The sequence below is a fragment of the Nocardia sp. NPDC047038 genome, assembly GCF_040644075.1.
GTDB classification, from domain to species: domain Bacteria; phylum Actinomycetota; class Actinomycetes; order Mycobacteriales; family Mycobacteriaceae; genus Nocardia; species Nocardia sichangensis.
On sequence record NZ_JBEYVQ010000004.1, the window covers coordinates 200803 to 224763 of the forward strand.

Annotated in this window: 19 protein-coding genes; 9 read left to right on the top strand and 10 right to left on the bottom strand. The window is 65.8% G+C overall.

The features are described from left to right. Positions 1 to 563 (bottom strand): hypothetical protein (locus tag ABZ824_RS17440; protein ID WP_356964103.1); only part of this gene is annotated, 563 nt, incomplete at its 3' end. Positions 564 to 1406: 843 nt separating this feature from the next. On the opposite strand from ABZ824_RS17440, the gene ABZ824_RS17445 reads away from it, so the two are divergent. Beyond that, the gene (locus ABZ824_RS17445) at positions 1407 to 2375 is read left to right on the top strand and encodes an AraC family transcriptional regulator (RefSeq protein ID WP_356964104.1); all 969 of its coding nucleotides are present in this window, start codon (positions 1407 to 1409) and stop codon (positions 2373 to 2375) included. Between the two features lie 146 nt (positions 2376 to 2521). Beyond that, positions 2522 to 2869 carry a peptidase inhibitor family I36 protein gene (locus ABZ824_RS17450; protein WP_356964552.1) on the top strand — a complete coding sequence of 116 codons (348 nt, stop codon included), beginning with the start codon at positions 2522 to 2524 and terminating at the stop codon, positions 2867 to 2869. 443 nt (positions 2870 to 3312) lie between these two features. On the opposite strand, the gene ABZ824_RS17455 is transcribed toward ABZ824_RS17450, so the two are convergent. After that, positions 3313 to 3873: a MarR family winged helix-turn-helix transcriptional regulator gene (locus ABZ824_RS17455; protein WP_356964105.1), complete on the bottom strand. Its 561-nt coding sequence runs from the start codon at positions 3871 to 3873 to the stop codon at positions 3313 to 3315. 107 nt (positions 3874 to 3980) lie between these two features. Between ABZ824_RS17455 and ABZ824_RS17460 the strand changes: the two genes are divergently transcribed. Further along, positions 3981 to 4409, top strand: coding sequence for a nitroreductase family deazaflavin-dependent oxidoreductase (locus ABZ824_RS17460; RefSeq protein WP_356964106.1), 429 nt, complete (start codon positions 3981 to 3983; stop codon positions 4407 to 4409). A 53-nt stretch (positions 4410 to 4462) separates the two neighbouring features. Further along, positions 4463 to 5386 carry an NADP-dependent oxidoreductase gene (locus tag ABZ824_RS17465; RefSeq protein ID WP_356964107.1) on the top strand — a complete coding sequence of 308 codons (924 nt, stop codon included), beginning with the start codon at positions 4463 to 4465 and terminating at the stop codon, positions 5384 to 5386. A 248-nt stretch (positions 5387 to 5634) separates the two neighbouring features. On the opposite strand, the gene ABZ824_RS17470 is transcribed toward ABZ824_RS17465, so the two are convergent. From ABZ824_RS17470 to ABZ824_RS17480, 3 genes are all read right to left on the bottom strand, one after another. Next, positions 5635 to 5904: a MarR family winged helix-turn-helix transcriptional regulator gene (locus ABZ824_RS17470; RefSeq protein WP_356964108.1), complete on the bottom strand. Its 270-nt coding sequence runs from the start codon at positions 5902 to 5904 to the stop codon at positions 5635 to 5637. Between the two features lie 188 nt (positions 5905 to 6092). Further along, positions 6093 to 7226, bottom strand: a complete 1134-nt coding sequence (locus tag ABZ824_RS17475; RefSeq protein WP_356964109.1) for an IS701 family transposase — start codon at positions 7224 to 7226, stop codon at positions 6093 to 6095. A gap of 555 nt (positions 7227 to 7781) precedes the next feature. Further along, positions 7782 to 8666, bottom strand: a complete 885-nt coding sequence (locus ABZ824_RS17480; RefSeq protein WP_356964110.1) for a hypothetical protein — start codon at positions 8664 to 8666, stop codon at positions 7782 to 7784. Between the two features lie 370 nt (positions 8667 to 9036). Between ABZ824_RS17480 and ABZ824_RS17485 the strand changes: the two genes are divergently transcribed. Then, positions 9037 to 9519, top strand: coding sequence for a hypothetical protein (locus ABZ824_RS17485; RefSeq protein WP_356964111.1), 483 nt, complete (start codon positions 9037 to 9039; stop codon positions 9517 to 9519). A 248-nt stretch (positions 9520 to 9767) separates the two neighbouring features. Beyond that, positions 9768 to 11267 carry an FAD-binding oxidoreductase gene (locus tag ABZ824_RS17490; RefSeq protein ID WP_356964112.1) on the top strand — a complete coding sequence of 500 codons (1500 nt, stop codon included), beginning with the start codon at positions 9768 to 9770 and terminating at the stop codon, positions 11265 to 11267. Between the two features lie 11 nt (positions 11268 to 11278). Here the strand turns inward: ABZ824_RS17490 and ABZ824_RS17495 are convergent, their stop codons facing one another. Both ABZ824_RS17495 and ABZ824_RS17500 read right to left on the bottom strand, forming a co-directional pair. After that, the gene (locus tag ABZ824_RS17495; RefSeq protein ID WP_356964113.1) at positions 11279 to 19852 is read right to left on the bottom strand and encodes an amino acid adenylation domain-containing protein; all 8574 of its coding nucleotides are present in this window, start codon (positions 19850 to 19852) and stop codon (positions 11279 to 11281) included. A 57-nt stretch (positions 19853 to 19909) separates the two neighbouring features. Continuing rightward, positions 19910 to 20287, bottom strand: a complete 378-nt coding sequence (locus ABZ824_RS17500; RefSeq protein WP_356964114.1) for a hypothetical protein — start codon at positions 20285 to 20287, stop codon at positions 19910 to 19912. 272 nt (positions 20288 to 20559) lie between these two features. Here ABZ824_RS17500 and ABZ824_RS17505 point away from each other — a divergent pair, with 272 nt between their 5' ends. Then, complete coding sequence (locus tag ABZ824_RS17505) at positions 20560 to 20685, top strand: pentapeptide repeat-containing protein (protein WP_356964553.1); 126 nt, start codon at positions 20560 to 20562, stop codon at positions 20683 to 20685. Further along, positions 20682 to 21095, top strand: a complete 414-nt coding sequence (locus ABZ824_RS17510) for a hypothetical protein (protein ID WP_356964116.1) — start codon at positions 20682 to 20684, stop codon at positions 21093 to 21095. Before ABZ824_RS17505 ends, ABZ824_RS17510 begins: the two co-directional genes overlap by 4 nt. A gap of 3 nt (positions 21096 to 21098) precedes the next feature. On the opposite strand, the gene ABZ824_RS17515 is transcribed toward ABZ824_RS17510, so the two are convergent. Beyond that, positions 21099 to 21224: a hypothetical protein gene (locus ABZ824_RS17515; RefSeq protein WP_356964117.1), complete on the bottom strand. Its 126-nt coding sequence runs from the start codon at positions 21222 to 21224 to the stop codon at positions 21099 to 21101. Between the two features lie 114 nt (positions 21225 to 21338). Continuing rightward, positions 21339 to 21485, bottom strand: a complete 147-nt coding sequence (locus tag ABZ824_RS17520) for a hypothetical protein (protein WP_355078122.1) — start codon at positions 21483 to 21485, stop codon at positions 21339 to 21341. A gap of 146 nt (positions 21486 to 21631) precedes the next feature. On the opposite strand from ABZ824_RS17520, the gene ABZ824_RS17525 reads away from it, so the two are divergent. Next, the gene (locus tag ABZ824_RS17525; protein WP_356964118.1) at positions 21632 to 22381 is read left to right on the top strand and encodes a TetR/AcrR family transcriptional regulator C-terminal domain-containing protein; all 750 of its coding nucleotides are present in this window, start codon (positions 21632 to 21634) and stop codon (positions 22379 to 22381) included. Between the two features lie 107 nt (positions 22382 to 22488). On the opposite strand, the gene ABZ824_RS17530 is transcribed toward ABZ824_RS17525, so the two are convergent. Then, positions 22489 to 23661, bottom strand: coding sequence for a protein kinase family protein (locus ABZ824_RS17530; protein WP_356964120.1), 1173 nt, complete (start codon positions 23659 to 23661; stop codon positions 22489 to 22491). Positions 23662 to 23961 lie beyond the last annotated feature (300 nt).

Sequence of the window (23961 nt, forward strand, 5' to 3'; positions counted from 1 at the left end):
AGCACGTAGAGCCGATCCCCGAAGGCCGCCGCAGCCGGAGCTGCGTTCGTCTTCATACCACCGTGCACCCCATTCCAACCGGCAAATGGCTCATCCTTACGCGCAGAATTCACGTAGACATTATCGTCATCACCCTTGCCGAAAACATAGAACCGGCCCCCGAAGGGCGCCGCGGCCAACGCGACATCCGTCTTTCCGCCCCCTTGCACCTCCGACCAGCCATCGAAAGGATGACCCTCACGGGCGGAATTGATGTAGATCCGATTGTCATCGCGCCCCTTGATCAGCACGTAGAGCCGATCCCCGAAGGCCGCCGCAGCCGGAGCTGCGTTCGTCTTCATACCACCGTGCACCCCATTCCAACCGGCAAATGGCTCATCCTTACGCGCAGAATTCACGTAGACATTATCGTCATCACCCTTGCCGAAAACATAGAACCGGCCCCCGAAGGGCGCCGCAGCCAACGCGACATCCGTCTTTCCGCCCCCTTGCACCTCCGACCAGCCATCGAAAGGATGACCCTCACGGGCGGAATTGATAAATATTCGGTTGATTGTCGACATGGTTGATCACCTACCAGTGCGTCGTATTACGATCGACAGTGCGCATTATGCACAAGAGCGAATATGCCGGAACTGTCGCAGACTTCAGCTCTAGTGCGATAGATAGGATCTGATCGGACATCCCCATCCACAGAAATATCAAGACCGGTCTCATACATCATCCTCTTCGATGACATCGGTGTCACCCATCGTTAGCTATCAAAAGGTTCCGGCATTGCGGGGTCGGCCCAGCAGTTGCTATGGAAGGTGCACCTCGGTAGTCGCAGTGTCGGGCGAACGGCAATATCGGCGGCACTGCCACGTCAGTCGAGCGGGAACCCCATCTCGTGCGCGGCGCGGAGAGTGAAGCCGGCGAATCTCGTCGCGACCAGCGGGCCGAGCTTGTGCGTCCATGTATGTCCGGGTGAGGTGGTTTTCAGCGGGAATGAGCCCAAACGGATACTGCCGTAGAGGTTCTCGAACCGGTTGGAGGGCAGGCTCTCGAAGCCTGGGCAGATGCGCGAGGTGCGGGTGTCGACGGGGTGAGTTGGCGGTACTCGAGCCGTCGACGTTTCCCCAGGTCGCACGGTTGTTGTCGCGGCGCTCGAAGCGTTGTTTCCTCGGCTGGGCGTCTGGGCTGGGGTGACCGCCACGCGGCTGTGTGGAGTTCCAGGCACCGAGGGTTGCGGCGACGGGCCGACCAGTGCAAACGGCTGTGGGTTCCCGATGACAGTGAAGCGCCCACAAGACGCGCTGCGGAATGTGAAACCGACTGCGTGCCCGCAGGTTTCGGCGGACAATACCTTAGATATCCACTGATCCAGGCCCGTTCGCGCGGTGCCTGCTGCTTGGAGGGTAGTCGGGATGTTCGTAGAACCGCTGTCGAGGCATCGCTATTTTCGGACCGCCGACCCCGAGGTGGCCCGGGCGGGGATGAGCGGCATTCTGCGTGAGCACCGGCTCGATCCGAGCGCCTCCACCATGGAGGCCAGCTGCAATGTCGTCCGGTACGGCGATGTCGGCCTGGTCTACAAGCATTACGGGGTCCAGGTTCGGATCCGGACCGAGCCCATCGAAACCTTCCGCCTGGTTCAAATACCGCTGGCCGGGTGGGCCCGGGTGCTCAACGGGACCGCGGATATCGCCTCCGACCCTGCGGTGGCCTCGGTTCCGGACCCGGACGCTCCCCTGGACATGAACTGGCACGAGAGCAGCAGGCAACTGCTCGTCCGATTCGACCGTGCCGCGTTGGACGACCATTTGCAGCGGATGCTGGGCCGGCCGCCGGATCGTCCGCTGCGGATGGCCGTCGCCATGCAATTGCGGTCACCGGCCGCCCGGACCTGGTTCGAATCGCTGCGCATGCTGCAGGCCGACGCCGAAGGCCCTGGCCTGTTCCTGGATTCGCGGCTGCGGCCGCAGATCGAGCAACTGATGATGTCCCAACTCCTGCTGGCCCAGCCGAACAGCTACACCGAGCTCCTGCTCGACGACGCACCCGGAAAGTCGACGCCGCGCCCCATCCGCCTGGCCGAACAACTCATCACCGACCATGCGCACGAAATGCTCACCATCACCGACATCGCAGAGGCAGTGGGACTTTCGGTGCGGAGCCTGCAAGAGGGCTTCCGGCGATACCTCGACACCACACCGACGGCGCGATTGCGTGAAGCCCGGCTGGTGGGCGTGCACGTCGCGCTGGCCGCCGCGGACCCCACCATGACCACGGTCGCGGCGGTGGCCGCGGACTGGGGGTTCTGGAATCTGGGCCGTTTTTCAGCCCCGTACCGACGGCGATGGGGTGTGTCGCCGTCGGTGACGCTGCGCACCTGAAACACCGCGCCGCGCCGAACCCGCCGCGCAGCCCGGATAGAACTCGCGCGAGGTGGATAGTCGCGGGCGGTCCGGTCCACCCATCATGAGTGCGGCGCATTTCCGCCGCACCGATACTCGATCCCATCGGCTTCGAAGGGTCAATCATGTCCTCACTCACATTGTTTCGCCGTCTCAGCATCGCGGCGGCGGCTACCCTCGCGGTCGCTGGATACGGCGCGGCCCTCGCGCCGGCACCGGCGTCGGCGGCTTACGACTGCCCGGGCGGACTGTTCTGCGGCTACGACCACCGCAACGGCACCGGCATGTTCGTGCAGGTCGACAGCAACTGCCTGCTGCACGACATCGGCAACGAAGGAAATGGAGATCGTCTGAGCTCGTACTGGAACCGCACCGGGAAGACGGTCGGCGTCTACAACTGGACCGGTCAGGAGTGGCAACTGTCGTTCCGGAAGTCGTTCCATCGAAAGTGTTCCGAAAGGCCCGTACGTTGACGAATTCCGGCGCCTTCCGGAATGGCAAGTACACCAGAACACTTCGCCGAGGGATTCGAACTCGGCTACGCCCGAGTCTCGACCACCAAGCAGAGCCTCGAGCGCCAGCTCGACGCCCTCGCCAACGCCGGACTGCCAGGTGAAGAATCTATGTCGACAAGCTTCGGTGATCACCGCGCCGCCATAGGAGTGGCCGACGAGGACCGCGGTGCCGTCGACGGTGTCGAGCTCCGCGCGGGTGGTGGCGGTGTCGGCGGCCAGGGACTTCGTCGGGTTCTGCACGATGCGGACGTCGAATCCGTCGGCGGTCAGCGCGTCGGACACACCTGTACCGGATGTTCCCCAAGCTCGGTATCAGCTCTCGGGCGGCACTACGCGACGCGCTCGAGCGACTGCCGAATCCCGGTGCCTGACATACCTTCCGGGCATTTTCGGGCGACGCCTCAGGACGCCGATTCGAGCGAATCCGTTGTCCCGCAGGGCTCGATCCCTGCCGAGGTGGTGTGCACGCCGCCGCCGACCGCGGTGTCGATCAGCCCGCCGGGGTAGTGCTCGGCGGTGAAGTGGGTGTCGATGGTCTCGGCGATGTCGATGAGTGAGTCGAGCTGGGTGGGGGACAGGACGTCGGCGAAGCAGTGGCGGATGCCCTGCACGTAGGTCGGCCAAGCCGCTTGGAACGCCGCGCGGCCCGCGTCGGTCAGCACGACGTCGTAGCCGCGGGCGTCGCCCTCGCTCGGTGCGCGGGCGACCGTGCCGCGGCTCTCCATTCGGGAGATCTGGCGGGAGAGCCGGCTGCGTTCCCAGTCCAGTGCGGCGGCGAGGTCGCGGGCCCGGAACCGTAGACCAGGAATGTTGTACAGCCGGAGCAGGATGACGAAGTCGGCCTCGGTCAGCCCGAAGTCGCGGGTCAGCGTGCGGGCGAGCACTTCGTTGACCTCGATCCGCATGCGCTGGAACGCAACCCAGGCGCGGGTCTCCCGTTCGTTCATCCACACCTCGCTCATGCCGTCGAGCCTACCGGGTCGCCGCAGTTTTGTTGACATGTAACTCTCTCGAGCCTAGGCTTGAGTTGTTTACATAGCAACAAAAGGGTCGACGACAGGAGTGCGACATGAGTGCGGCAAACGACTGGAACGCGCAGACCATCGCGGAGTTCCGGGCCAACGAAGGCAAGGTCGGCGGAGTCTTCGAAGGCGCCCCGATCGTGCTGCTGCATCACCGCGGCCGCAAGACCGGGCGTGAGCTGGTCAGCCCGGTGATGTATCTCCCGCACGAGACACGGCCCGATCTCATTTACGTCTTCGCCACACGTGGCGGCGCGCCCACTAACCCCGATTGGTACTACAACCTCACGGCGGCCGGCGGCGGCAGCGTCGAGCGCGGAACCGACGAATATCCGGTGACCGTCCGCGAACTGTCCGGCGCCGAACGCGACCGCGTCTATGCCGAGCAGGCCGGGCGCTTCGAGGGTTTCGCCGAATACGAACGGCAGACCGCCGGCGTGCGCACCATCCCGGTGCTCGAATTGGCCCGGGCCTGATCAGCGGTCCTGAAGGGATTGCCACCGAACAACTTTCGACAGGAGACGCGATCATGACCAAGGCAGTCAGGTACGACGAGTTCGGCGGCATCGACGTGCTGCGGATCGACGATATCGATCGCCCGGTGCCCGGGCACGGGCAAGTCCTCGTCCGGGTGAAGACGGCCGGGATCAACCCGAGCGAGTCGGTCATCCGCACCGGCGCACTGTCCGACATGTTTCCCTCCACCTTCCCGTCCGGACAGGGCAGCGACCTCGCCGGGATCGTGGCGGAGGTCGGTCCCGGGGTCGGCGGTTACGCGCCCGGCGACGAGGTGATCGGATTCTCCGAGACGCGTTCCGCCCAAGCCGAACTGGTCGTGGTCGACGCGCAGAACCTCACGCCGAAGCCCGCGAATATGCCGTGGGAGGTCGCGGGCAGCCTCTACGTCGTCGGGGTGACCGCGTGGGGAGTGGTCCAGGCCGTCGAGCCGAAACCGGGTGAGACCGTTGTCGTTTCCGGAGCCGCAGGTGGTGTCGGCTCGCTCGCCGTGCAGCTGCTGCGCGACAGCGGAGTCACCGTGATCGGCCTGGCGGGCGAGGCCAACCACGAGTGGTTGCGCGGCCACGGCGTGATCCCGGTCGCCTACGTTGACGGTGTCGCGGACCGGATCCGGGCCGCCGCGCCGGACGGAGTGGACGCTTTCATCGACACCTTCGGCGACGGATACGTGGACCTTGCTCTGGCCCTGGGTGTTCCGCTCGACCGGATCGACACCATCGCCGACTATGCGGCCGCCGCGAAGTATGGCGTGAAGACCGACGGCGGAGCCGAGGCCGGGCCGGGGGGTGTGGTCCTCGCGCGAATGGCAGGCCTGATCGCGGCCGGCCGACTCGAACTGCCGATCGCCAAGGTGTATCCGCTGGCGCAGATCCGTGAGGCCTATACCGAGCTCGAACGCCGGCACACCCACGGCAAGATCGTCCTCGCGATATAGCGGTCGCCGCGAGCTACTGTGCGCGGTACGGCTGGGTCGGGCGTTACAGGTGATCGGTATCCGGATGCAGTAGGCCTCGGCCGGTCTCAATCTGTATCGAACAGGTAAATCCACACGCTCGGACGGCAGCCTAACCTGAAGCCTGCGTCGGATGCCGAGATCCTGTTCGCGATAGGGATCCCCCAGGCCGCTGGACTTCAGCGCGCGATGTTGCCGGTGGTCAGATTGGCCTCGAGCCGCTGCTGTCCTCACAGCAGCTGCTGTTGCTCAGCCGCACTCATGCCGCCGACGGTGTCGGCCTCGAGCTCGGTCCACAACTCTTCGACGCGGTGACGCAGCGCCTTGCCGGCCGGGGTGGACTCGACGAGTGTGGCTCGGCGGTCGTCCGGATCGGGGGGCCGTCGCACGAAACCCGATCGTTCGAGGCGTTGCACCGTGCGGGTCATGGAGGCCGAGTCGGTGTCGAACGCGGCCGCGAGCTCGGCCTGACGGCAGGGTCCGCTGTCCCACAGGTACATCAGCAGCAGTTAGTACTGCAACGGCAGTTATGTGAGTGGGTGGCCGCGTCGTCGGTAGTGGAATAGGCGGGCTTGGTGTTGTCGTCGGCGGCGCCAGTTCGACCATGCCCAGACGCGGTGGGTGCAGCGGATGGCGGGTAGGAGCAGGGCGATGGTGAGGCGTCGGATCTCCGGTAGCGTGAGTGCGATCATGTCTTGATCGCTGGCGGTGGTTCCCCTTTTGCGGCAACGGCTTTCGTCCCGGTGAGCCAGGCCAGGGCGAGCATGGACAGGGTGATGTGGGCATACCAGGCCCGCCAGCTGCGGACCTGGTAGTGGTCCAGCCCGGCTTCGTTCTTGGCCTGCTGGAAACACTCTTCGATCCGCCACCGTGACCCCGCGATCCACGCCAGATCAGCGATCGTGGACCGGCGCGGCCCGTAGCAGACGTAGTAGGCGATCTCGGCGGGGTCGCTGAGGCTGCGCCGGGCCAGGAGCCAGTGCCCGCGGCCGGGTTGCCAGCCGATGCGGATCGGGACCTTCGCCCAGTCGTAGTCGCGTGGCCCGTGCGCGCCGGCGCCGGCAGAGATCCGTTGCCAGGCTCGGGCCGGGAGCGCGGCGACGAGCTCCTCAGCGCGGGCCTGGCCGAAACCGGTAGTGATCAGGGTGTCGTTGCGGCGGGTGGCCAGGACGTAGGCGATGTCGTGTTGTTCGAGCCAAACCCGCAGGTATTTGACCTGTCCGTAGGCTTCGTCCGCGGTGAACCAGCGAAACGGCATCTTCGCGGCCAGTGCCCGTTCCAGCATGGCCATCGCCAGCCGTGGCTTGGTCGCGAACCCGACCTCCTCGGGGATACCGGCGGCCCGGCAGCGGTCGCGGTCGTCGGTCCACGACTCCGGCAGATACAACTCCCGGTCCACCAGGGCGTGGCCGTGGCTGGAGGCATATGCGAGGAATACTCCGATCTGGCAGTTCTCGGTGCGTCCGGCCGTGCCGGAGTACTGGCGTTGCACCCCGGCCGAGCGCAAACCCTTCTTCAGGAACCCGGTGTCATCGGCGATCAGCACCGCATCCCGGTCACCGAGCCGCTCGGCCACATACGAGCGCACGTCGTCGCGGACTCCGTCGATGTCCCAATCCGCCCACCGCAGCAACCGCTGCATCCCGTCCGGGCTCACCTGACCGGCCCGCTCGGCCAGCGTCCACCCGTTCTTACGCTCGAGCCCCGCGACCAGCCCGGTCACGTACTCCCGGGCCCGGCCCCGCGGCTCCGACCGCGTGAACCGCCCACCGATCCTCTCGAGCAACGAATCCAACTCCGCTGCAACAACATCCACCACCACACCAGCAAGCTACCGAACCGACTGCCGTTGCAGTACTAGCTTGTGTCTCCCAATGATTCGAGCCACTCGACGATGAGGGCCAGGACGAATCCGTTTGCGATTGGCGAGCTGGTCGCGGCATTGGGAATCACAGTTCGAATGTGTTCGCGGTACAAGAGAGTTCGATCCGACGCTGCGGCATCGCATGTGCGGCCAAGGTCGGAATCCTGCCCGTCCCAGCAAGAGCACTCGCAGCCTGGGATCGCAGACCGGGCCTACTCCTTGGGACTGCCCGAAAAATCGGCGTCGAAAGGCTGTGAACTCTTTTGAACCCGCAAACTCCTGCAAATTCTCCGCGTCTGAGAACGGATGTTCTCCAGACTGGAGGTGTTGGGTCTGGCGGATGGCTGGCCGACACCACCCGCCAGGCCCAACCCCGCGACACCACGACACGTGGGAACGGCCGTTTAGGAACATACGAGTAGGTCGGATCTACCGTGCCTGCCGTCTCCAGACCTTTTCGTCAGATCGTCGTGCACCTCGGCTGCACGCCCTGGTCGAGCTCTCGCCGACATCTCAGTCCTTCGGCGCGGAATTGATTGTGTCGCCGTACCAACTCAGATCCGAATTCTCGGCGACCTCGAAGGCCTCGAAACGATCGTCGGCCACAACCGCGTCGATCAGAGCCCGTGAGCCGGCGACGATCGTGGAGTCGAAGTCGATCTCGCTGGCCACGACCCATGCGTGGTCGGCGGGCCAGAGCAGCTGGGGCGTCACTCCGGGGAAGTCGGTCGTCCATCCCAGGCCCGCCGCATGCACCCAGCTGGGGTCGGCGAGTTCGGAGAGACTGGTGTCGAACAGCATGAAGTCGCGTCCCGGCCACCGCAGGAAAGGCCCTGTCCGGACCGCTCGTCTGACCTGTGGCGCGACAGACGCTGCCAACTCGGCGTCGATTCGAGCTCGCTCGCGCTCGAGGTTCTGCGGATCGCCGTCGGTGGACGCGACGAACACCGCACCCGAGGATGTGTTCAGCTCGCCGAATCCATTCCACACTCCAGCCGTCACCTCTTCCGGTGCCTCGGTGGCTGCGCGAAGGTGGACGGTGAGCGCGGCCAGCAGACTCGGGTCGAACCACCCCTCGACGGTCTGGCCGACTTGCCAGCCGTCATCGAACGACATCGCCGCTTCGTCCTCATCGTCGGTGAGGTTGCGCCACTGCACCAGCGGATGCATCACTCTGCCGTTGCGCACGGCGACCTCGGCCCACGGCCACTTCGCCTCCTCCACGATCTCGGGACTACCCCACTCGTCGGTGACCGTGACATCGCGGCGGGTCGCCTCGACCGGGTGCAGGATCCGCGCATAAGCCTCGAAGCCGGTACCAGCGACGCCGCCGACCCCGTGTTCGCCGACGCGCGCCAGCAGCCACCCACCACGCTCGAAATCCGTTGTGAACTCCACCCAGCCAGCCTAATGAGCCGCACCTGTCGGGCTTCTCCATCTCTGGACGCTGAGTAACACGCCAAGGGGACGCGCGTAACCGACACGGCCCGAGTCCGAATCTTAAGATCACCGAGATATCCATTGGGGCACCGTGAGCGGAGGAACGATGGGTGCCGGAACACAGCCACAGTCAGGGGAACAACCGCAGCCTGATCCACCGTCGGAACCGGACACATCATCTATGGCGCCTGCTGGCCACGGGCCCGAGCGGGAGGCGGATCCGAGGCCCGCGCCGGAGGCTGCAACCCGTGGCGGACGGTACGCGCTGATCACAGCACTGATAACGGCGATGATCTCGAGCTTTGTGTCTGCGGGTGCGGCAGTCTACGTGAGCATCAACGAGTCGAACCGAAGTAGCCAGCTGGCCGCATCCGAGGCGGCAAGGGAGAGCCGCCAAAAGCTGTACCGCGAATTCCTCAGCAGCCTGAACCGCTACGAGGGGGCGTTGTCCGAGGTCAGCGCTGTGATGCTCGAGCCGACACTCGCACCGGATACTCAGACCGCGAAGCTGGCGGAACTCGGAAAGAGCCAGATCCTGCTCGTCGACGCGTTGAACACCGTGTGGATGACGGGCAGCGAAGACATGTTCGTGATCGCAGACCGCTACGTAGGGCGGTTGAGCAAATTTTCCAGCGACGACATGGCGCCATTCACCGATCGTTACATACCAAAAGGTTCCTACTCTCAGTACGGCGAGGACGAATGGCGGAAGTCCACCTCGGCTCTAGGTGCAGCGGCTCGTACGCTTGTCACAGACCTGGAAGCGATCACCGGTGATTTCCTGAAACAGGCACGGAAGGACCTCACCTAGCGTGAAGCTGCGGTCACCCGGCGCGGGTAGCCCTGCCACGGTGCCGCCCGGGAAAATAGGCCGGTAGGGGTTCGGCACTGAGTCACGCCTTCGGGCGGTTGTGATCGTCCTCGATTGGCGGGTCGGAACGCACCGCCAAGTCACCCGTTACCGTTCGGAAATCGAGCGCGAAGGACTGCCCGGCGGTTGGCGGGTAAGAGTTCCATGGGGGGCCCGGTATTGGCGTAGCCGATCGAGAGGACTTGGCCTTGAGTGATCTTTCTCGCCGTGACCTGCTCAGGACGTCGACGGCCGTCGGCGTAGGAGCAGTCGTTGTTTCGGGCCTCACAGGCGCAGACACGCCGGATATCGCGGACGCAAGCGTCCCCGAAAAAAGCCCGGGATGCCCGCCCGCGACGCTGACCGGCCACATCGTCCGCCCCGGTGACGTGTCGTACACGGAGGCCCGACTCGGCTGGGATCAGCTCTTTTCGCACTATCCGCTGGTCATCGTCTTCGCGCAGGACACCCAGGACGTGGTGAACGCCCTGACGTGGGCGCGGCAGCACAACGTCGCGTTGCGGGTACGCAGCGGCCGCCACGCCCTCGAGGGCTGGTCGAACGTCGACAACGGCATCGTGATCGACGTCAGCCGGCTGAAGTCGGTCCGGATCGACCCTGGCGCTCGTATCGCGACGGTCGGCGCCGGGCTGAACCAGCTGGAAGCGGTGACGACGCTCGCGAAGCAGAATTTCGCGATCACAACCGGAAGCGAGGGCAGCGTAAGCGTGTGCGGTGCGACGCTCGGCGGTGGCCTCGGGCCACTCAACCGCTGGCTCGGCATGGCCTGCGACAGCCTGATCGCGGCCGAGGTCGTCGTCGCGTCGGGTGACGACTGCGCCGAGGTGATCAACGCGGACTCGCAGCACCACTCGGACTTGCTCTGGGCGCTTCGCGGCGCGGGCAACGGCAACTTCGGGATCGTCACCCAACTCACCTACAAGGTGTATCCGCTCGAGCATCTCGCCTATGTGCAGGCGACATGGGATGGACTCGGGGACCTGTACGGGGTCTTCGAGGCGTGGCAGCGTACGGTACCGTCCGCCGACAGCCGTCTGGGATCCGAGCTCGAGGTCCACAAGTCCCAGATCCTGCTGTCCGCGTGGCTCGTGGAGGGGGCGGCGGCACAGGCCACAGAGATGCTGGCTCCGATCCTGTCGGTCGGCAGCCCCGATGTCACGGTGCAGGTCGGTAACTGGGGCGATATTTTCGCCGGAGCCCAGGTCCCGCTCCCGCAAGAGCCCGCGAACTGGAAGTTCTTCTCGCAGTTCGTCAAAGAGCCGTTCCCGAAGAAGGCGATCGACATCATCGGCGACTTCATGCGAAACGCTCCCACAGAGGACAGCAACTACTTCGTCGATGCCTTCGGTGGGGCGATCAAGTCGGAACCCCCTGGCGGCACGGCGTTCGCGCATCGTGACGCGCTTTTCTACGGTGAGATCGGCGCAGCTTGGGGAACTCGTTCAACACAACCAGGCGTCAGCGACCCGCTGACCTCGCAGGCCCAGGCCTGGACCGCCGAGTTCAGCCAGGCGCTGCGGCCCTACGCGGACGGCGCCTACGTCAACGTACCGAACGTCGGAATGCAAGAGTGGGGAACCGCCTACTGGGGCGGACAGCACTTCGAACGGCTGCGCACGATCAAAGCGAAGTACGACCCCCACAACGTTTTCCAGTACGAGCAGAGCATCCCGCCCGCATCACACTGATCGACAGTCAGTCATGACTGTTCCGCAGACCCGGACCGACCCAACCTATCTCCGCGAGCTGCCGTGACATGCCGGCTTGTCCTGAAGGTGCATCTTCGACCGGCCAAATGCTCGTCGAGTACGCGCGCGATGATCGGCAACACGTGTCGTGCGGTCAGTTCGTCGTGGGTGACTCGGATATCGTGATCGACGATCTCGCCGGTCACATAGGGCCGCCATCCACCGGGGCCCGAGTTGCCGGAAGCGTCGACGGTCGCACTGAAATACACTGCGTCCCCGTCGAATACGGGACGATGATATCCGGTTCTGATCTGTGCCACTATGTTGTACCACCGCGTCAGACGCTCGATTGCGCCCGCGTCGATCGGCGAAACACCGCCCAGTTGGGTACGAATCAGATCGGCGGCATCTTCCGCGGACGCATCGGCGGGCACGCCACGAATACCCAACATCGGGCCGAAAGTACTGACGAAGCCGCCGGCGGAAAGCTGCTCGATGCTGTCACCATCGATGTCCGCGAAGTCCGTGTCGAGTAGCGCGAGAAGTCCTACATGCTCACCGGCGTTCCTCAACTTCGTGGCGATCGCGTGCGCGAGGAGCCCGCCGAACGACCACCCGAGCAGGTGGTATGGACCCGTCGGCTGCAGAATCCGGATCTCGTGGATGTACCGATCGACCAACTCTTCGATCGATCGCGCCAGTGCTTCGCCGCCGCCCAGGCCCGGTGCCTGTAGCCCATAGATCGGCCTGCCCGGCGACAGCACATCCGCGAATCCCGAGTAGGGCCAGGCGACTCCGGAGGACGGAGACACGCAGAACAGCGCGGGTTCGCTGCCGCCGAGCCGGATCGGCCACACGACGTCGAGCATAGGTCCGGCGTCGACTGGAGGCAGCTCATCGGCCATGCGCCCGGCGGCCGCGGCCAATGCGGCGATGGTGCGGTGCTGGAACACCTGAAACGGCGTGCGGTGGACGCCCCGCCGCTCGGCCCTGGATACCAGCTGGAGAGCGAGGATACTGTCGCCGCCGAGAACGAAGAAGGAATCGTCGGCGCCGACTTTGTCGACACCGAGCAGCTCCGCGCAGATGTCGGCGAGAATTGCTTCGGTCGGTGTCGAGGGTGGCCGGTACTCGGCCTGCCCGTCCGCGAATTCAGGTGTGGGCAAGGCGGTCCGATCGAGCTTTCCGACCGCGTTGAGCGGAATCGTATCGAGCACGACGAACACGGAAGGGACCATGTACGCGGGCAGGGCAGCGGTCGCGACCATACGCAGATGCGCGACGTCGACCGTGACATCTTCGGCAGGCAGCACATACGACACCAGTACGGTTGCCCCCGTCGGCCCGGCGCGGCCTATCGTCACCGCATACTCGACCTGTTCATCGCGGCACAGCACGGAATCGATCTCGCCGAGTTCGATCCGCAGGCCGTGGATCTTCACCTGAAAGTCGTTGCGGCCCAGAAACTCCAGCTCGTATGTATGGTCGGTCCCGATGACCCATCGCACCATGTCTCCGGTGCGGTACATCCGCTCCCCCGGCCGGCCGTAGGGATCGGCGACGAAGTGTGTCGCGGTCGCCTCGAAACGGCCGAAATAGCCGCGGGCGAGCGCGGGACCGGCCAGGTACAGTTCACCGGCGACGCCGACCGGCACCGGACGCAACCAGGTGTCGAGCACCATGGTCGCGGCGCCACGGATCGGCCCGCCGATGGTGATCGGTGCTGCCGCGGCGAGATCGCGGTGACAGGTCGCCCAAGTGCTGAACTCTGTCGGACCGTACAGGTTCACCATCCGACGCTCGGTCGACCACCGCTCGATCAGTTCAGCCCTCGCGGGCTCGCCCCCCACAGCAAGCACCCGCAGCTGATCGAGTCCGCCAGGATCCATCGTGGCCAGTACCGACGGCGTGATCGACGCATGGGTGACCCGTTCGGCGCGCAGCAGTCGATCCAGCTCTCCGCCCGCACATACGTCAGGCGGCGCGATCACGAGTTCGCCGCCCGCGCCATGTGCTGTCAGCAGTTCGAAGATCGACGCGTCGAAGCTCGGCGACGCCACATGCAGCACGCCGACCGCCGGATCCAAGTCCAGTGACTCGGTCAAGTCGGCCACCAGATTCGCAAGCCCGCGATGACTGACCAGCACAGCCTTGGGTTCGCCGGTGGAGCCCGAGGTGTAGATCAGGTACGCCGCGTGGTCGATGCGGATGGGACTCCCGCGCTCCGCGTCGGTGATCGGTGCTGCGGAGACCTTCTCGACCCGGCGGCGCGTAACGAGGTCATCGAGCAGCAGCCAGTCGATGGTTCCCGGTAGCGTCTCGCGGGTCACCGTCACGCCGATCTCCGCCTTCGAGTCGGCCAGGATGTGCTCGATCCGCTCGATCGGATAGCAAGGATCGAGCGACACGAACGCCGCGCCGGTCTTGGCGACTGCCCACACCGCCACCACCGATTCCAGCGATCGACTGAGAGCAAGCACGACGCACATTTCCGGCCGCACGCCTCGGCGCAGTAGGACGCGGGCAAGACGATTCGACCAGGCGTCGAGCTCGCCATAGGACATCGTTATCTCGCCCGCGCGAACAGCGATGGCACTGTGGTCGATCCGTGCTCCGGCACAGAGAATTTCGGGCAGTGTTCGCGGCGGCATCGACGCCGGTCCACGCACCGACAGCAGCGTGGCGCGCTCCGCGTCGTCGCAGCACTGTAGCTCGGACACCAGCGCCTGTGGGTTGCCTACGAGTTGAGTCAGGAACCGGATCAAGCGATCCAACAGTAGGCGCGCTGTCTCCGGCACGAACTGGTCGGCGTGGTACTTCACGCTGATGCGCAGGATGGCCTGCCCGTCGCTGCCGGGCAGCGGAACAACCATGAGATTCAACGGATACGGCGTGGCATCGGTGCCCTCGATGTCGGCTACCCGCATGCCCGCGATGTCCGGCAGCACCGACAACGCGCCTCGGTCGAGCGGATACGACTCGAAAACGGTGAGCGTATCGAACAATTCGGCCAAGCCCACCGTCTTGTGAATCGCAGCGAGCCCGACTTGCTGATGATCCATCAGCCGTGCCTGTTCACTCTGCATGCGAGCCAATAGGTCGGCGACCCGCTCCGCGGGATCGAACCGTACGCGCACCGGCAACGTATTGATGAAAAGACCGACCGATTCTTCGACACCGGCCAGCTCGGGTGGCCTGCCCGACACCGTCGCGCCGAATACCACGTCGGATCGGCCCGTCAGCACGGCCAGCAGCATCGCCCAACCCGCCTGCACTATCGTGTTCGCCGTGGTGCCCGAATCGCGCGCGGCCATTTGCAGACGTGCGACGATGTCCTGGGACAGGTCGGCGGACACCGTCCCGGTCCCTGTCGCCTCCGTGCCGGTCGATGTCGAGACCGCCCGTGTCGGGATGTCGATACCTGCCAAGTACTGTGCCCACGCGGCGGTCGACGCAGCATGATCCTGCTGGCGCAGCCAGGAGAGGAATTCGCGGTAAGAGTGCGCGGGCGGCAGCGCGGAGGTGTCGCCCGCAGTGGCATAGAGCGTGAGTAATTCCCGCACCAGCAGCGCCGTCGACCAGCCGTCCAGCACAAGGTGATGGTTGGTCAGCACGAACCGGTACTGCGCGGGAGCGGTACGCACGAGCGTGCAGCGCACGAGCGGCGGGCGGGTCAATTCGAACCGGCTGCCCGCGTCCAGGGCGATCACCCGGTCGAGTTCTCGCTGTCGTTGCTCGGCTTCCGCGATGCCGGTCAGGTCGATCTCCCGCCAGCAGATGTCGGCGTCGGTGACGACGAGTTGGCGGGGCCCTTCATCGGTCTCCACGAACGCGACCCGCAGGATGTCGTGCCGTGCCACCAGCGTCTGCGCGGCGGAGCGTAGTCGCGCGGTGTCGACGGTACCCGTCAGCGTGAGTAGCGACTGCACCGTATAGACGTCGGCGCCTTCGGGATCGTACAGCGCATGGAAGAGCAGGCCATGCTGCAATGGTGACAGCGGCCAGACATCGGTGAGAGTCGGATAGGTGCGTTCCCAGGCGTCGATCTGTGCCTGCGTCACCGCGACGAGGTCGAAGTCGCAAGGAGTGTGTCCTCCGGCTCCTGGGCTGCCGCTGTGATCGGCCAGTGCCCGCAACGCGGCTGCCCAGAGATCGGCGAACTCTTCGACGTCCACGGCCTCGAGCAGCCGAGCTGCGTATGCCCACGTCACTTCCAGCCCGGCGTCGGTCAGTGCGGCATTGATATCGACGACCGCGGCCAGCGGCGCTCGCTCGTCCCGCGTTGCCGCGAAGCGTTGCGGCAACCAGGCCCCGGCCTCGCTGTCGGTCGGCACCCGGCCCAGATAGTTGAAGCTGATCTGCGGGGTCGGCGCGTCCACGAGCGCATTCTTGGTGTCGGCGTTCAGATACCGGAGCATGCCGAAGCCGACACCCTTGTCGGGCACCGCGCGTAACTGTTGCTTCGTGGTCTTGATCGCGGCGCCCGCCGCGGGGCCACCGGTGAAAGCGTCTGCGAGGTCGATGCCCGTCAGATCGATGGTGATCGGATGGACCGTGGTGAACCAGCCCACGGTGCGCGCGATATCGGCGCCGGGCAGGACGGCCTCCGTGCGTCCGTGGCCCTCCGTGCTGAGAAGCAATGACCTTCGATCACGCCAGCGGCATGCTGCCATCGCGAGCGCGGTCAGCAGCACATCGTCGGCACCGCAGTGGAAAAGGTCCGGCACCGTGGTGAGTACCGAGTTCGCGACATCCGGAACGATGATGGTCCGGAAAGTCCCCGCGGTGGCGGCGATGTCGAGGGCCGGGTCCCAAACGCCCGTGCCGATCGGCGGATCGGGCGTCGCCAAAGTGCTCTGCCAGACCGGCAGTTCGGCGCTGCGGCCTGCCGCATGCTCGACTTGTCCGTGCGCCCAACGCCGAAACGAGGTGCCGACCGGAGCCAGGGCGAGGCCCATGGCCGCGGTCGCCAGATCCGGCAGCAGGGTGCGCCACGACACCACGTCGATCACCAGGTGATGCAGCACGATCCAGCACAAGGAAGGAGCATCCGCTCGTTCGATCAGCACGAAGCGTGCGACGACTCCGGCCTCCGGATCGAGCAGGTCCGCGGCAGCTTGCAATTCGTCATCGAACGTCGGATCGCCATCGCGATCGGCGCTCACGATGTCCACCAAGGTGCCTGCCTCGACCGCACCGGCTGGTGCGACAACCCATTCCCAGCCGTGATCGGTGTTTCGCATCGAGGAGCGCAGTAGGTCGTGATGGTCGAGAAGCACTTGCACGGCCTCGACCAATCGTGTGTGGTCCACGTCGGCCGGTAGACCGACCAAGACCGCCTGGCCGAGTCTGCGCCAGGTCTGTCCTTGGTCCAGCATCGCGCGCACGATCGGTGTGAGTTCGACGGTGCCGACGCCACCGCCGGGCAGCTCGCGTGCCACCGGAGTGCGCGCCTCGGTGGCCACCGCTGCGAGAGCGGCAACGGTCTTGCGCTCGAATACATCTCGTGCGCTGAGGCCGATCCCGGCGGAGTTCGCCTTCGAGACCAGTTGAATGGCCGAGATGCTGTCGCCACCGAGTGCGAAGAAGCTCGCGCCGACGCCCACCGAATCCAGCCCGAGAACCTCGGCGAACAGCGCGGCCAGCGCCTGCTCCCGTGGGGTCGAAGGTGGTCTGCCCACAGGCGCGTCCGAGCCGAACTCTGGTTCTGGCAGTGCCGTGCGATCTACCTTGCCCAGCGGTGTCAGCGGAATACTGTCCAGTATTACCACCGCGGCGGGCACCATATAGGCCGGAAGCGCCTTGCGCGCAGCCGCTTTCAACGCGTCCACAGAGACTTTGGCACCCGGTTCGGGCAGCACGTACGACACCAGCGCGGTGGAACCCGAGTCGGTCTCCTTGCCGAGGGTGACCACGAAGTCGACGCCGGGGTGCTGTCGCAGAACGGCATCGATTTCGCCGAGCTCGATACGGAAGCCGCGCACCTTCACCTGGAAGTCGCTGCGACCCTGATGATCCAGCTCCAATCTCCCGGAACTCTCGGTCCAGCGAGCCAAGTCTCCGGTGCGGTACATCCGCTCTCCGCACGCGTAAGGGTTCGCTACGAATCGGCAGGCAGTGAGGCCTCTACGCTGATGATAGCCGCGCGCCACACCCGCCCCGGCGAGATAGAGCTCCCCGATCGTCCCGGGAGCCACCGGCCGCAACCAGGAATCGAGCACGACCGCTGAGAAACCGCGAGCCGGACTTCCGATCGTGACCGGCCCAGCGGGTCTCAACGCGTCGCTCAAGGTCGCCGTGACCGTGGTCTCGGTGGGCCCGTACCCATTGAGTACAGAACGACCGGACCACCTGGCCACCAACTCGCCTGGGCAGCTCTCACCACCGACAACGACAGTGCGCACGCTGGGTAATGTCGCCGGGTCGAGGGATCCCACGACCGCCGGTGTGGCGTCCAGGTGGGACACACCTTCCGCGCGCAGAACCGCCGCCATCTCTTCACCGCCGTACGCCGATGGCGGAACAACGACGAGTGTCGCACCGGCGGCGAAGCTGACCAGGATCTCTTCGACCGAAATATCGAAGCTCGGCGAAACAACATGTGCCATCACGGAATCCGCGGCGACGCCGAAACCCTGCGCGGAGTTTGCGACCAGATTCGCCAAGCCACGGTGTGTGACCAGGACGCCTTTGGGCAATCCGGTCGACCCTGAGGTGTAGATCATGTAGGCGACCTGATCCAAGAGCACCGCAGCGTGCCGCACCGTATCGTCGACCGCGGCCGCACTCTGCTCCGCGATGTCCCGGCCGGTCTCGTCCTCGTCGAGGATCAGCCAGTCCACCCGATTCGGAAGCAGACTTCGCGCGGTCGTTACGGTGAGGCCGATGCCGACGCCGCTGTCGTCGACCATGTGCTCGATCCGGTCCGAAGGGTAGGTCGGGTCGATCGGCACGAATGCGGCGCCTGTCTTGGCCACGGCGAGCATCGCGAGCACGGAATCGATCGAGCGCGGAATCGAGATCGCCACACCGCGTTCCGGCCCGACACCGGCGGCGATCAGGATGCGTGCCAGGCGGTTGGTGTATTCGTCCACTTGGCGGTAGGTCAGCCGAGCTGACCCGCTATGGACAGCGATCGCTCCGGGGTCGATTCCCGCACCCTCGGCGAGAATTTCGGGGAGCGTGCGCGGCGCGACGCCCGTCGGTCCGCGTGCCGGTGCGAGTTCGGCGAGCTCGTTATCAGGTACGACGGGAATCGTGGACAGTGCCGCGTCCGGTCCAGCGGTGAGGAACCTGCGCAGGAACCGCAGAAATCGGCTGTGGTGAGTGATCAATTCGGTATCGCTGTACAGGTTAGCGTTGCCCTGGAAGTCGATGTGGGTGCTCTCGCCCCCAACGCCCGGATACAGATTGACGTAGAGGTCGTCGATCAGCCCGGCCGTCAGCACATGCGCTCGTCCGGTGACCGCACCGAGTTGAACCCTGGTGTCCACCATCATCAAATTCACCGACGGACCGAAGGTCGCTACCTCGTCCATCGGCCAACCGAGGTCGCGGAAGATGTCCTCTTGGCGGTAGCGCTGCCGCCGCAGCGCGCCGGTCAGCTCAGCCTGTGCTGCCCGGATCAGTTCACCGACGGTCGTGGTCGGCCGCAAGCTCAGTCGCACCGGGACGACGTTGGCGATCATGCCGCCGGAGCGCCGCATCGTCGCCGTCGTGCGCGCAGAGACCGGCAGGCTCAAGACCACCTCTGGAGCACCGGTGATCGCAGCCAGATAGGCGCCGAAGGCTGCGACCACCGTAGGCGCCACACCGGACGACGCCGCCTTCGCGACCATCTCCAGCAACGCAGCCGTTTCCTGCGTCAGCGCCGCCTCCACACGTCTGGGATGCGCGTCCACTTCGGCGGTACGGCCCGCCAGACTCACCGGGTCGGCGATCCCGTCCAGGTGCCGAAGCCAATACTCCCGGTCGGCCGCGAAACGGTCGGAGCTGCGGTACGCCTGATCGGCATCGACGATCTTCCTCAGGTCCTCGGCCTGTGCGGCAGGGGGCGGCCTCCCCTCGATCGCCGCGGTGTAGAGCTCGCCGGTGCGTCGCGCCATGGCCGAGACCCCCATGCCGTCCAGTGCGATGTGGTGCATCCGCCAGTAGCAGAACCAGCGGTCGTCGGCGATCCGCAGCATGACGACACAGGCCAGCCGATCGTTCATCAGATCGAGGGGCGCCGAGTATTCGTGGCGCATCCAGGCATGAGCCGCGCCCGCGGGATCGCGCTCACCTCGGAAGTCGACAACGCGTGCACGATCGTCGAGCGTGGTGTCGACGCACTGGAACGGATAACCGTCGCTTTCTATCAGGCGCAGATACCCGGTGCCGAACTCGCGCCCGGCTCGGCGCGCTGCCGGGGCGAGCAGGTCGAGGTCGATCGATCCCGCCAGGTCGACGTACTGGGCAATAGAGATCGGGACATCGCCTGCGACGTGCTGGGCGAACCAAATTCCGCGTTGGGCCGCCGAAAGCGGGAAAACTCCGTCGGACAGCCTATTGCCGGTAGCGATCGGTCTAGCGGAAGACTGTTGCATGACAAGACCTTTATTCTGACCGGTGTAGCCACTCGGGCCATTCCTCACGATCAAGCACTACAGATGTCGTATTCCTTTTCTCTCAGTCTGAGCCAGGCTCAGGACGGCGTCCGCGCCGACGGAGGTTCCGTCGACGCATCGGCCGCAGTCCGGGATGTAAGACGGCAGACGTCGACCGCTCGATTCGGAAGGCCATAGACGCCGCGACTTGCTGGATACCGCCGGATCGGCGGCAAATGTGAACAGCCCGCCGACTTCACGGTGCACTGGCGGACCACTGATGATCGACTCGTTACCCACGATGAAGCTCAACTCGCGCGAGTTGGCATCTGCCCCTGCCAGCCGGACCAGCGCGGTGGCATCGACCGCCGCGACAGGCTTCGCGAGCGGCGGCATGCAGAGGTTGTCGGCGAGCGACGCGGTCGGTGCGTGCATGTCGTATCCCAAGGCCACAGCCAGGAGGTCTGTTGTGCACCCCGACCATGGCCTCCAGCAGGGACTTCAACGATAACTCCGAAGCGAGCGCCGGTGCAGGCTTTCGGTCGGCGGAACTCACCACTTTCTCGACCTGCCTCGACGCCTGCACGGCGGTTCCGCGCCATCACGTGCTCAGCTGCCGATGACCGACGACCAAGTCCACGCGGTCGCCTGGACCGCAGTGACCACCTTGCAGCGGGTCGGCGCGAGCTTCAACCGGCACAGAACTCATTAGCGCGGACCTGCGCCACGCCGACCTGACCGCCGCCGACCTCAGCGACGCAGTCCTGATCGGTGTGGTGTACGACGACGCCGCGCGCTGGCCGGACGGATACACGCCCCCGCTCCGGCGATGAAAATCCTGCCCAAGGCCAGCCACCATTCTTCAGGCCCCGGTTCCCCCCGGGGGCCATGCATGATTGCGCACACAAGTCGGGAAGAGGTCAAACCCGACTTACCCGAATACTCTCGCGTGGGCATTCGTGTTCTGGGTCAGCTGGAATTGGCGATGATGGTAGGGAGCCCCGCGATGGCGGACGTCGCGGGTCGACTCGCCGAGCGTTATATCCGATTCGATCAGGACGAATGGGTCACTTTTGCGCGGAAATATTTGAGCTTTGGCGCGTCGAACGAGTCGGATATTGCGGAGTGGGAGCATGATTCGGCTGCAATGGTCAAAACTATCAACGATTTCGTCGCCGACTTGGATCACATAAATGTGGAATTCATCGAGGCCGGGCGCGATGACCTATCCGCAAACCGCTGAGCATCAAGTGACGCGCTCACGGAGATGTGTCAACCTGGCTGTCGGGCCGAACTCGTAGCCGAGCGCGAGGGCTTCGTCGTAGAGGCTCTGGTAGTCCTCACCGGCGAGCTGCTGCCGCGGTTGACCCATTTGGGCGAGGTCACCGAAGATCCGGCTCTTTCCGTCGAAGGACGCAGCCGCCTCAGGGCACCCCGGGGTACGGGCGTACGTCACCCACAGGCTCGGGATGGGGTGGGAAGTGGCTCAGCCTCGTCCGAGGGCGCGGTCGAGCAGCTGCGGGTCGTGGGCGTTGACCAGCAGCAGATCAGGTTCGGCGGCGGCCCGCAGCTCGCGCAGGCGCGCGTGGTTGGCCTCGACCTTCTGCCAGTCGTAGGCGATCACGCGTTCCATCGCGGTGATCGCGCGCGGCGTCGATCCGTTGCCGTCGAGCTGGCCGCATCGACCGCCACGGCTGCATGCTCGCGGCTGTGGCCGGGCAGGTTGATCGGCACGATCCAGTAAACCCACAACGTGGGAAATATGCCAGAGTGGAAGCCATGAACCCCGCACCCGCGACGCCACCGACCTCGACCCGCCAGGCCTCGGCCCGCCGCGGGCGTCCACCGAAGGCGCAGGGCCGGCTCTCCCGTGCGGCGATCCGAGAGGCAGCTCTGGCGGTGATCGACGCCGAAGGTGTCGGTGCGGTGAGCATGCGGTCGGTCAGCCGCTCGCTGGGTGTAGATGCCAAGAGCCTCTACCACTACGTGCGGGACAAGGACGACCTGCTCGACGCGGTCGCCGAATACCTGCTCGAGCAACTGCGTCCACCGGAGGAGACCGGCTCGCTGGAAGATGACCTCCGAGCATGGGCGCATGAGTTCCGCAGGATCACCCTCGCCCACCCCCAAGCCGCCACTCTGGTCCTGACCCGCCAGCTCTCATCGGCCGCCGGCCTGGCTCCGGTCGAGGCCGCTCTCGCGGTGCTGCGCCGCACCGGCTGCAGCCCCGAGGACGCCGTTCACTTGATGCGCGCCTTGCTGGCCACCTTGATCGGAACCTTGCTGCGCGAAGCCTCCGCCGGGCCCACCTACGGCACCGCGGACCCCGGCGAAATCGCCGCACGGCAGAGCACCCTCGAGTCATCCGGACTGCCCCAGGTCCGCCTGGCCGCTGCCCACCTCGCCCGCTTCGACCGCGACCGCGAGTTCGACTTCACCGTGGACCTGATCGTGGGTCTGGTCAGCGCACGCGTCGGTGGCGTCGGCGCGTCGGCAAACAGCCAGAACAACTCCGAATGGTCCGCATAGTTGGGAAAGAATCCACGCCTTGTCGATGAACCGGGGCCGGAACACCCCACGTCCGTCATGTCGATCGGTGTTCGCCAACTACATGTTCGCTCCGAGGACACGGTGGGTCACCTAACGTCAGGGCTCCGAAAGGCCTGGCCGCCCAGCAGGCAGCGGATCTCCTGGTCCGGGTACGGGGTGCTCCGGCTCTCCTGCTGGAACGCGCGCGTGAACGCGGACATCGCCGCGGCGATCGGCGCGTGCCGGGTGAGGACCGTGGCGGCCTGCCCAGGGATGCCCTCCGGCGGCTTACCCTCGGCGAAGGCGCGCACCATCGCGGCGCGCGCCTCCCGGTCCTCCCGCCGGAGCCCGTACAGGGCCGTGACCAGCCAGTTCACCAGGTAGGTTGCGGTGTAGCCGCGGTCGTAGCTCTGGTGCTGGTCGAAGAACGCGGCCTCCTCCGGCGAGAGGTCGAACGCCGAGGAGAGCGAGAGGCCGTAGTCGCCGAAGTAGAGGCGTCGACCGTCGGTCAGGATGTTCCAGAAGTGCGCGTCGAGGTGCAGCAGCCCGCGGCTGTTCATGAACGCGGTGCCGGCGGCCAGTTCCCGCTCGACCATGGCGCAGGCCCAGTCGGTGGCCTCGTCGCCCGCCTCGATCTGGGCGTTGAGCCACTCGTGCAGGTTCTGCGGGATGTATTCCAGGAACAGCGCGATGCTCGCCGAAGAGTTCTGGAGGGCCTCGATCCGGTGGCGTACCTGCGGTCGGCCGTCCCAGTAGGCGACGGCACGGTCGATGTCGGCGAGCTCCTCCGGCAGCGGCGTCGTGTCCGGCAGCACCCGCCAGTGGTACATCAGCGGGAAGCCCTCGTGTTCGGCGGCGAGCACCCAGTTCGTCGTCATGGTGTGCACGGCGAGTTCGCGCCAGGCTCCGAAGCCCGGCCCGCCGATGAGGCCGACGCCGTACTGGCAGAAGAGCGGCATGTCGAACAGGTTCGCCGTGGACCGGACGTGCTCCGGCTGCCGTTCCAGGTCGGTGAGGGGCACTCGCTTCATGAAGACCGGGGTTCCGGCGACCTCCAGCAGCGCCGACTTCCCGCCGATACCGGCGCCGATCGGCGTGGCCGTGTCCACGAGCTCTCGCAACGCGTGATCGCTGTGCAGCGCCAGGGCCGTGGAGACGGCGCTGTGGGCTTGCAGACGCGCCGGGCGCGCCATGTGGCGGGTCGTCGCCGCGTCACGGGATATCGCCGCGCCCGGGAAGGAGGACGTCACTGCGTGCGGGGAGTTCGCTGCGGTCTCCACGTGAGCGCCGACCTCGATTCAGCCATGGCCACGCGGTCGTACCGGCGGCCTGCGGAGCGGGCAGGAGGCCGGTCCGCAGGCCGCACCCGACGGCGGTCTCGGCTTGTCCCCGGAACCGCACTCTACGTCACGAGCTCCACGTAGGCGTCAAGCGACGGTCCGAGGCTACGGGGCCGCTGGCTTTCGACATGCCGCCGATCCGCAGCACGGCCACGGACCATACGGTTGTCCGACTGCACTCGGAGATACGCACAGCGCCCGTCGCGCCGCATGCCGCCGCGCTGGTCCGGCATGCAGACT

Bases quoted from the DNA above. Each gene is read 5' to 3' on its own strand.
- ABZ824_RS17520 (WP_355078122.1), bottom strand. From the start codon at position 21,485: ATGGAACGCGTGATCGCCTACGACTGGCAGAAGGTCGAGGCCAACCAC.
- ABZ824_RS17455 (WP_356964105.1), bottom strand. From the start codon at position 3,873: ATGAGCGAGGTGTGGATGAACGAACGGGAGACCCGCGCCTGGGTTGCG.
- ABZ824_RS17460 (WP_356964106.1), top strand. From the start codon at position 3,981: ATGAGTGCGGCAAACGACTGGAACGCGCAGACCATCGCGGAGTTCCGG.
- ABZ824_RS17465 (WP_356964107.1), top strand. From the start codon at position 4,463: ATGACCAAGGCAGTCAGGTACGACGAGTTCGGCGGCATCGACGTGCTG.
- ABZ824_RS17515 (WP_356964117.1), bottom strand. From the start codon at position 21,224: ATGGGTCAACCGCGGCAGCAGCTCGCCGGTGAGGACTACCAGAGCCTC.
- ABZ824_RS17470 (WP_356964108.1), bottom strand. From the start codon at position 5,904: ATGTACCTGTGGGACAGCGGACCCTGCCGTCAGGCCGAGCTCGCGGCC.
- ABZ824_RS17510 (WP_356964116.1), top strand. From the start codon at position 20,682: ATGAAAATCCTGCCCAAGGCCAGCCACCATTCTTCAGGCCCCGGTTCC.
- ABZ824_RS17525 (WP_356964118.1), top strand. From the start codon at position 21,632: ATGAACCCCGCACCCGCGACGCCACCGACCTCGACCCGCCAGGCCTCG.
- ABZ824_RS17445 (WP_356964104.1), top strand. From the start codon at position 1,407: ATGTTCGTAGAACCGCTGTCGAGGCATCGCTATTTTCGGACCGCCGAC.
- ABZ824_RS17495 (WP_356964113.1), bottom strand. From the start codon at position 19,852: ATGCAACAGTCTTCCGCTAGACCGATCGCTACCGGCAATAGGCTGTCC.
- ABZ824_RS17450 (WP_356964552.1), top strand. From the start codon at position 2,522: ATGTCCTCACTCACATTGTTTCGCCGTCTCAGCATCGCGGCGGCGGCT.
- ABZ824_RS17500 (WP_356964114.1), bottom strand. From the start codon at position 20,287: ATGCACGCACCGACCGCGTCGCTCGCCGACAACCTCTGCATGCCGCCG.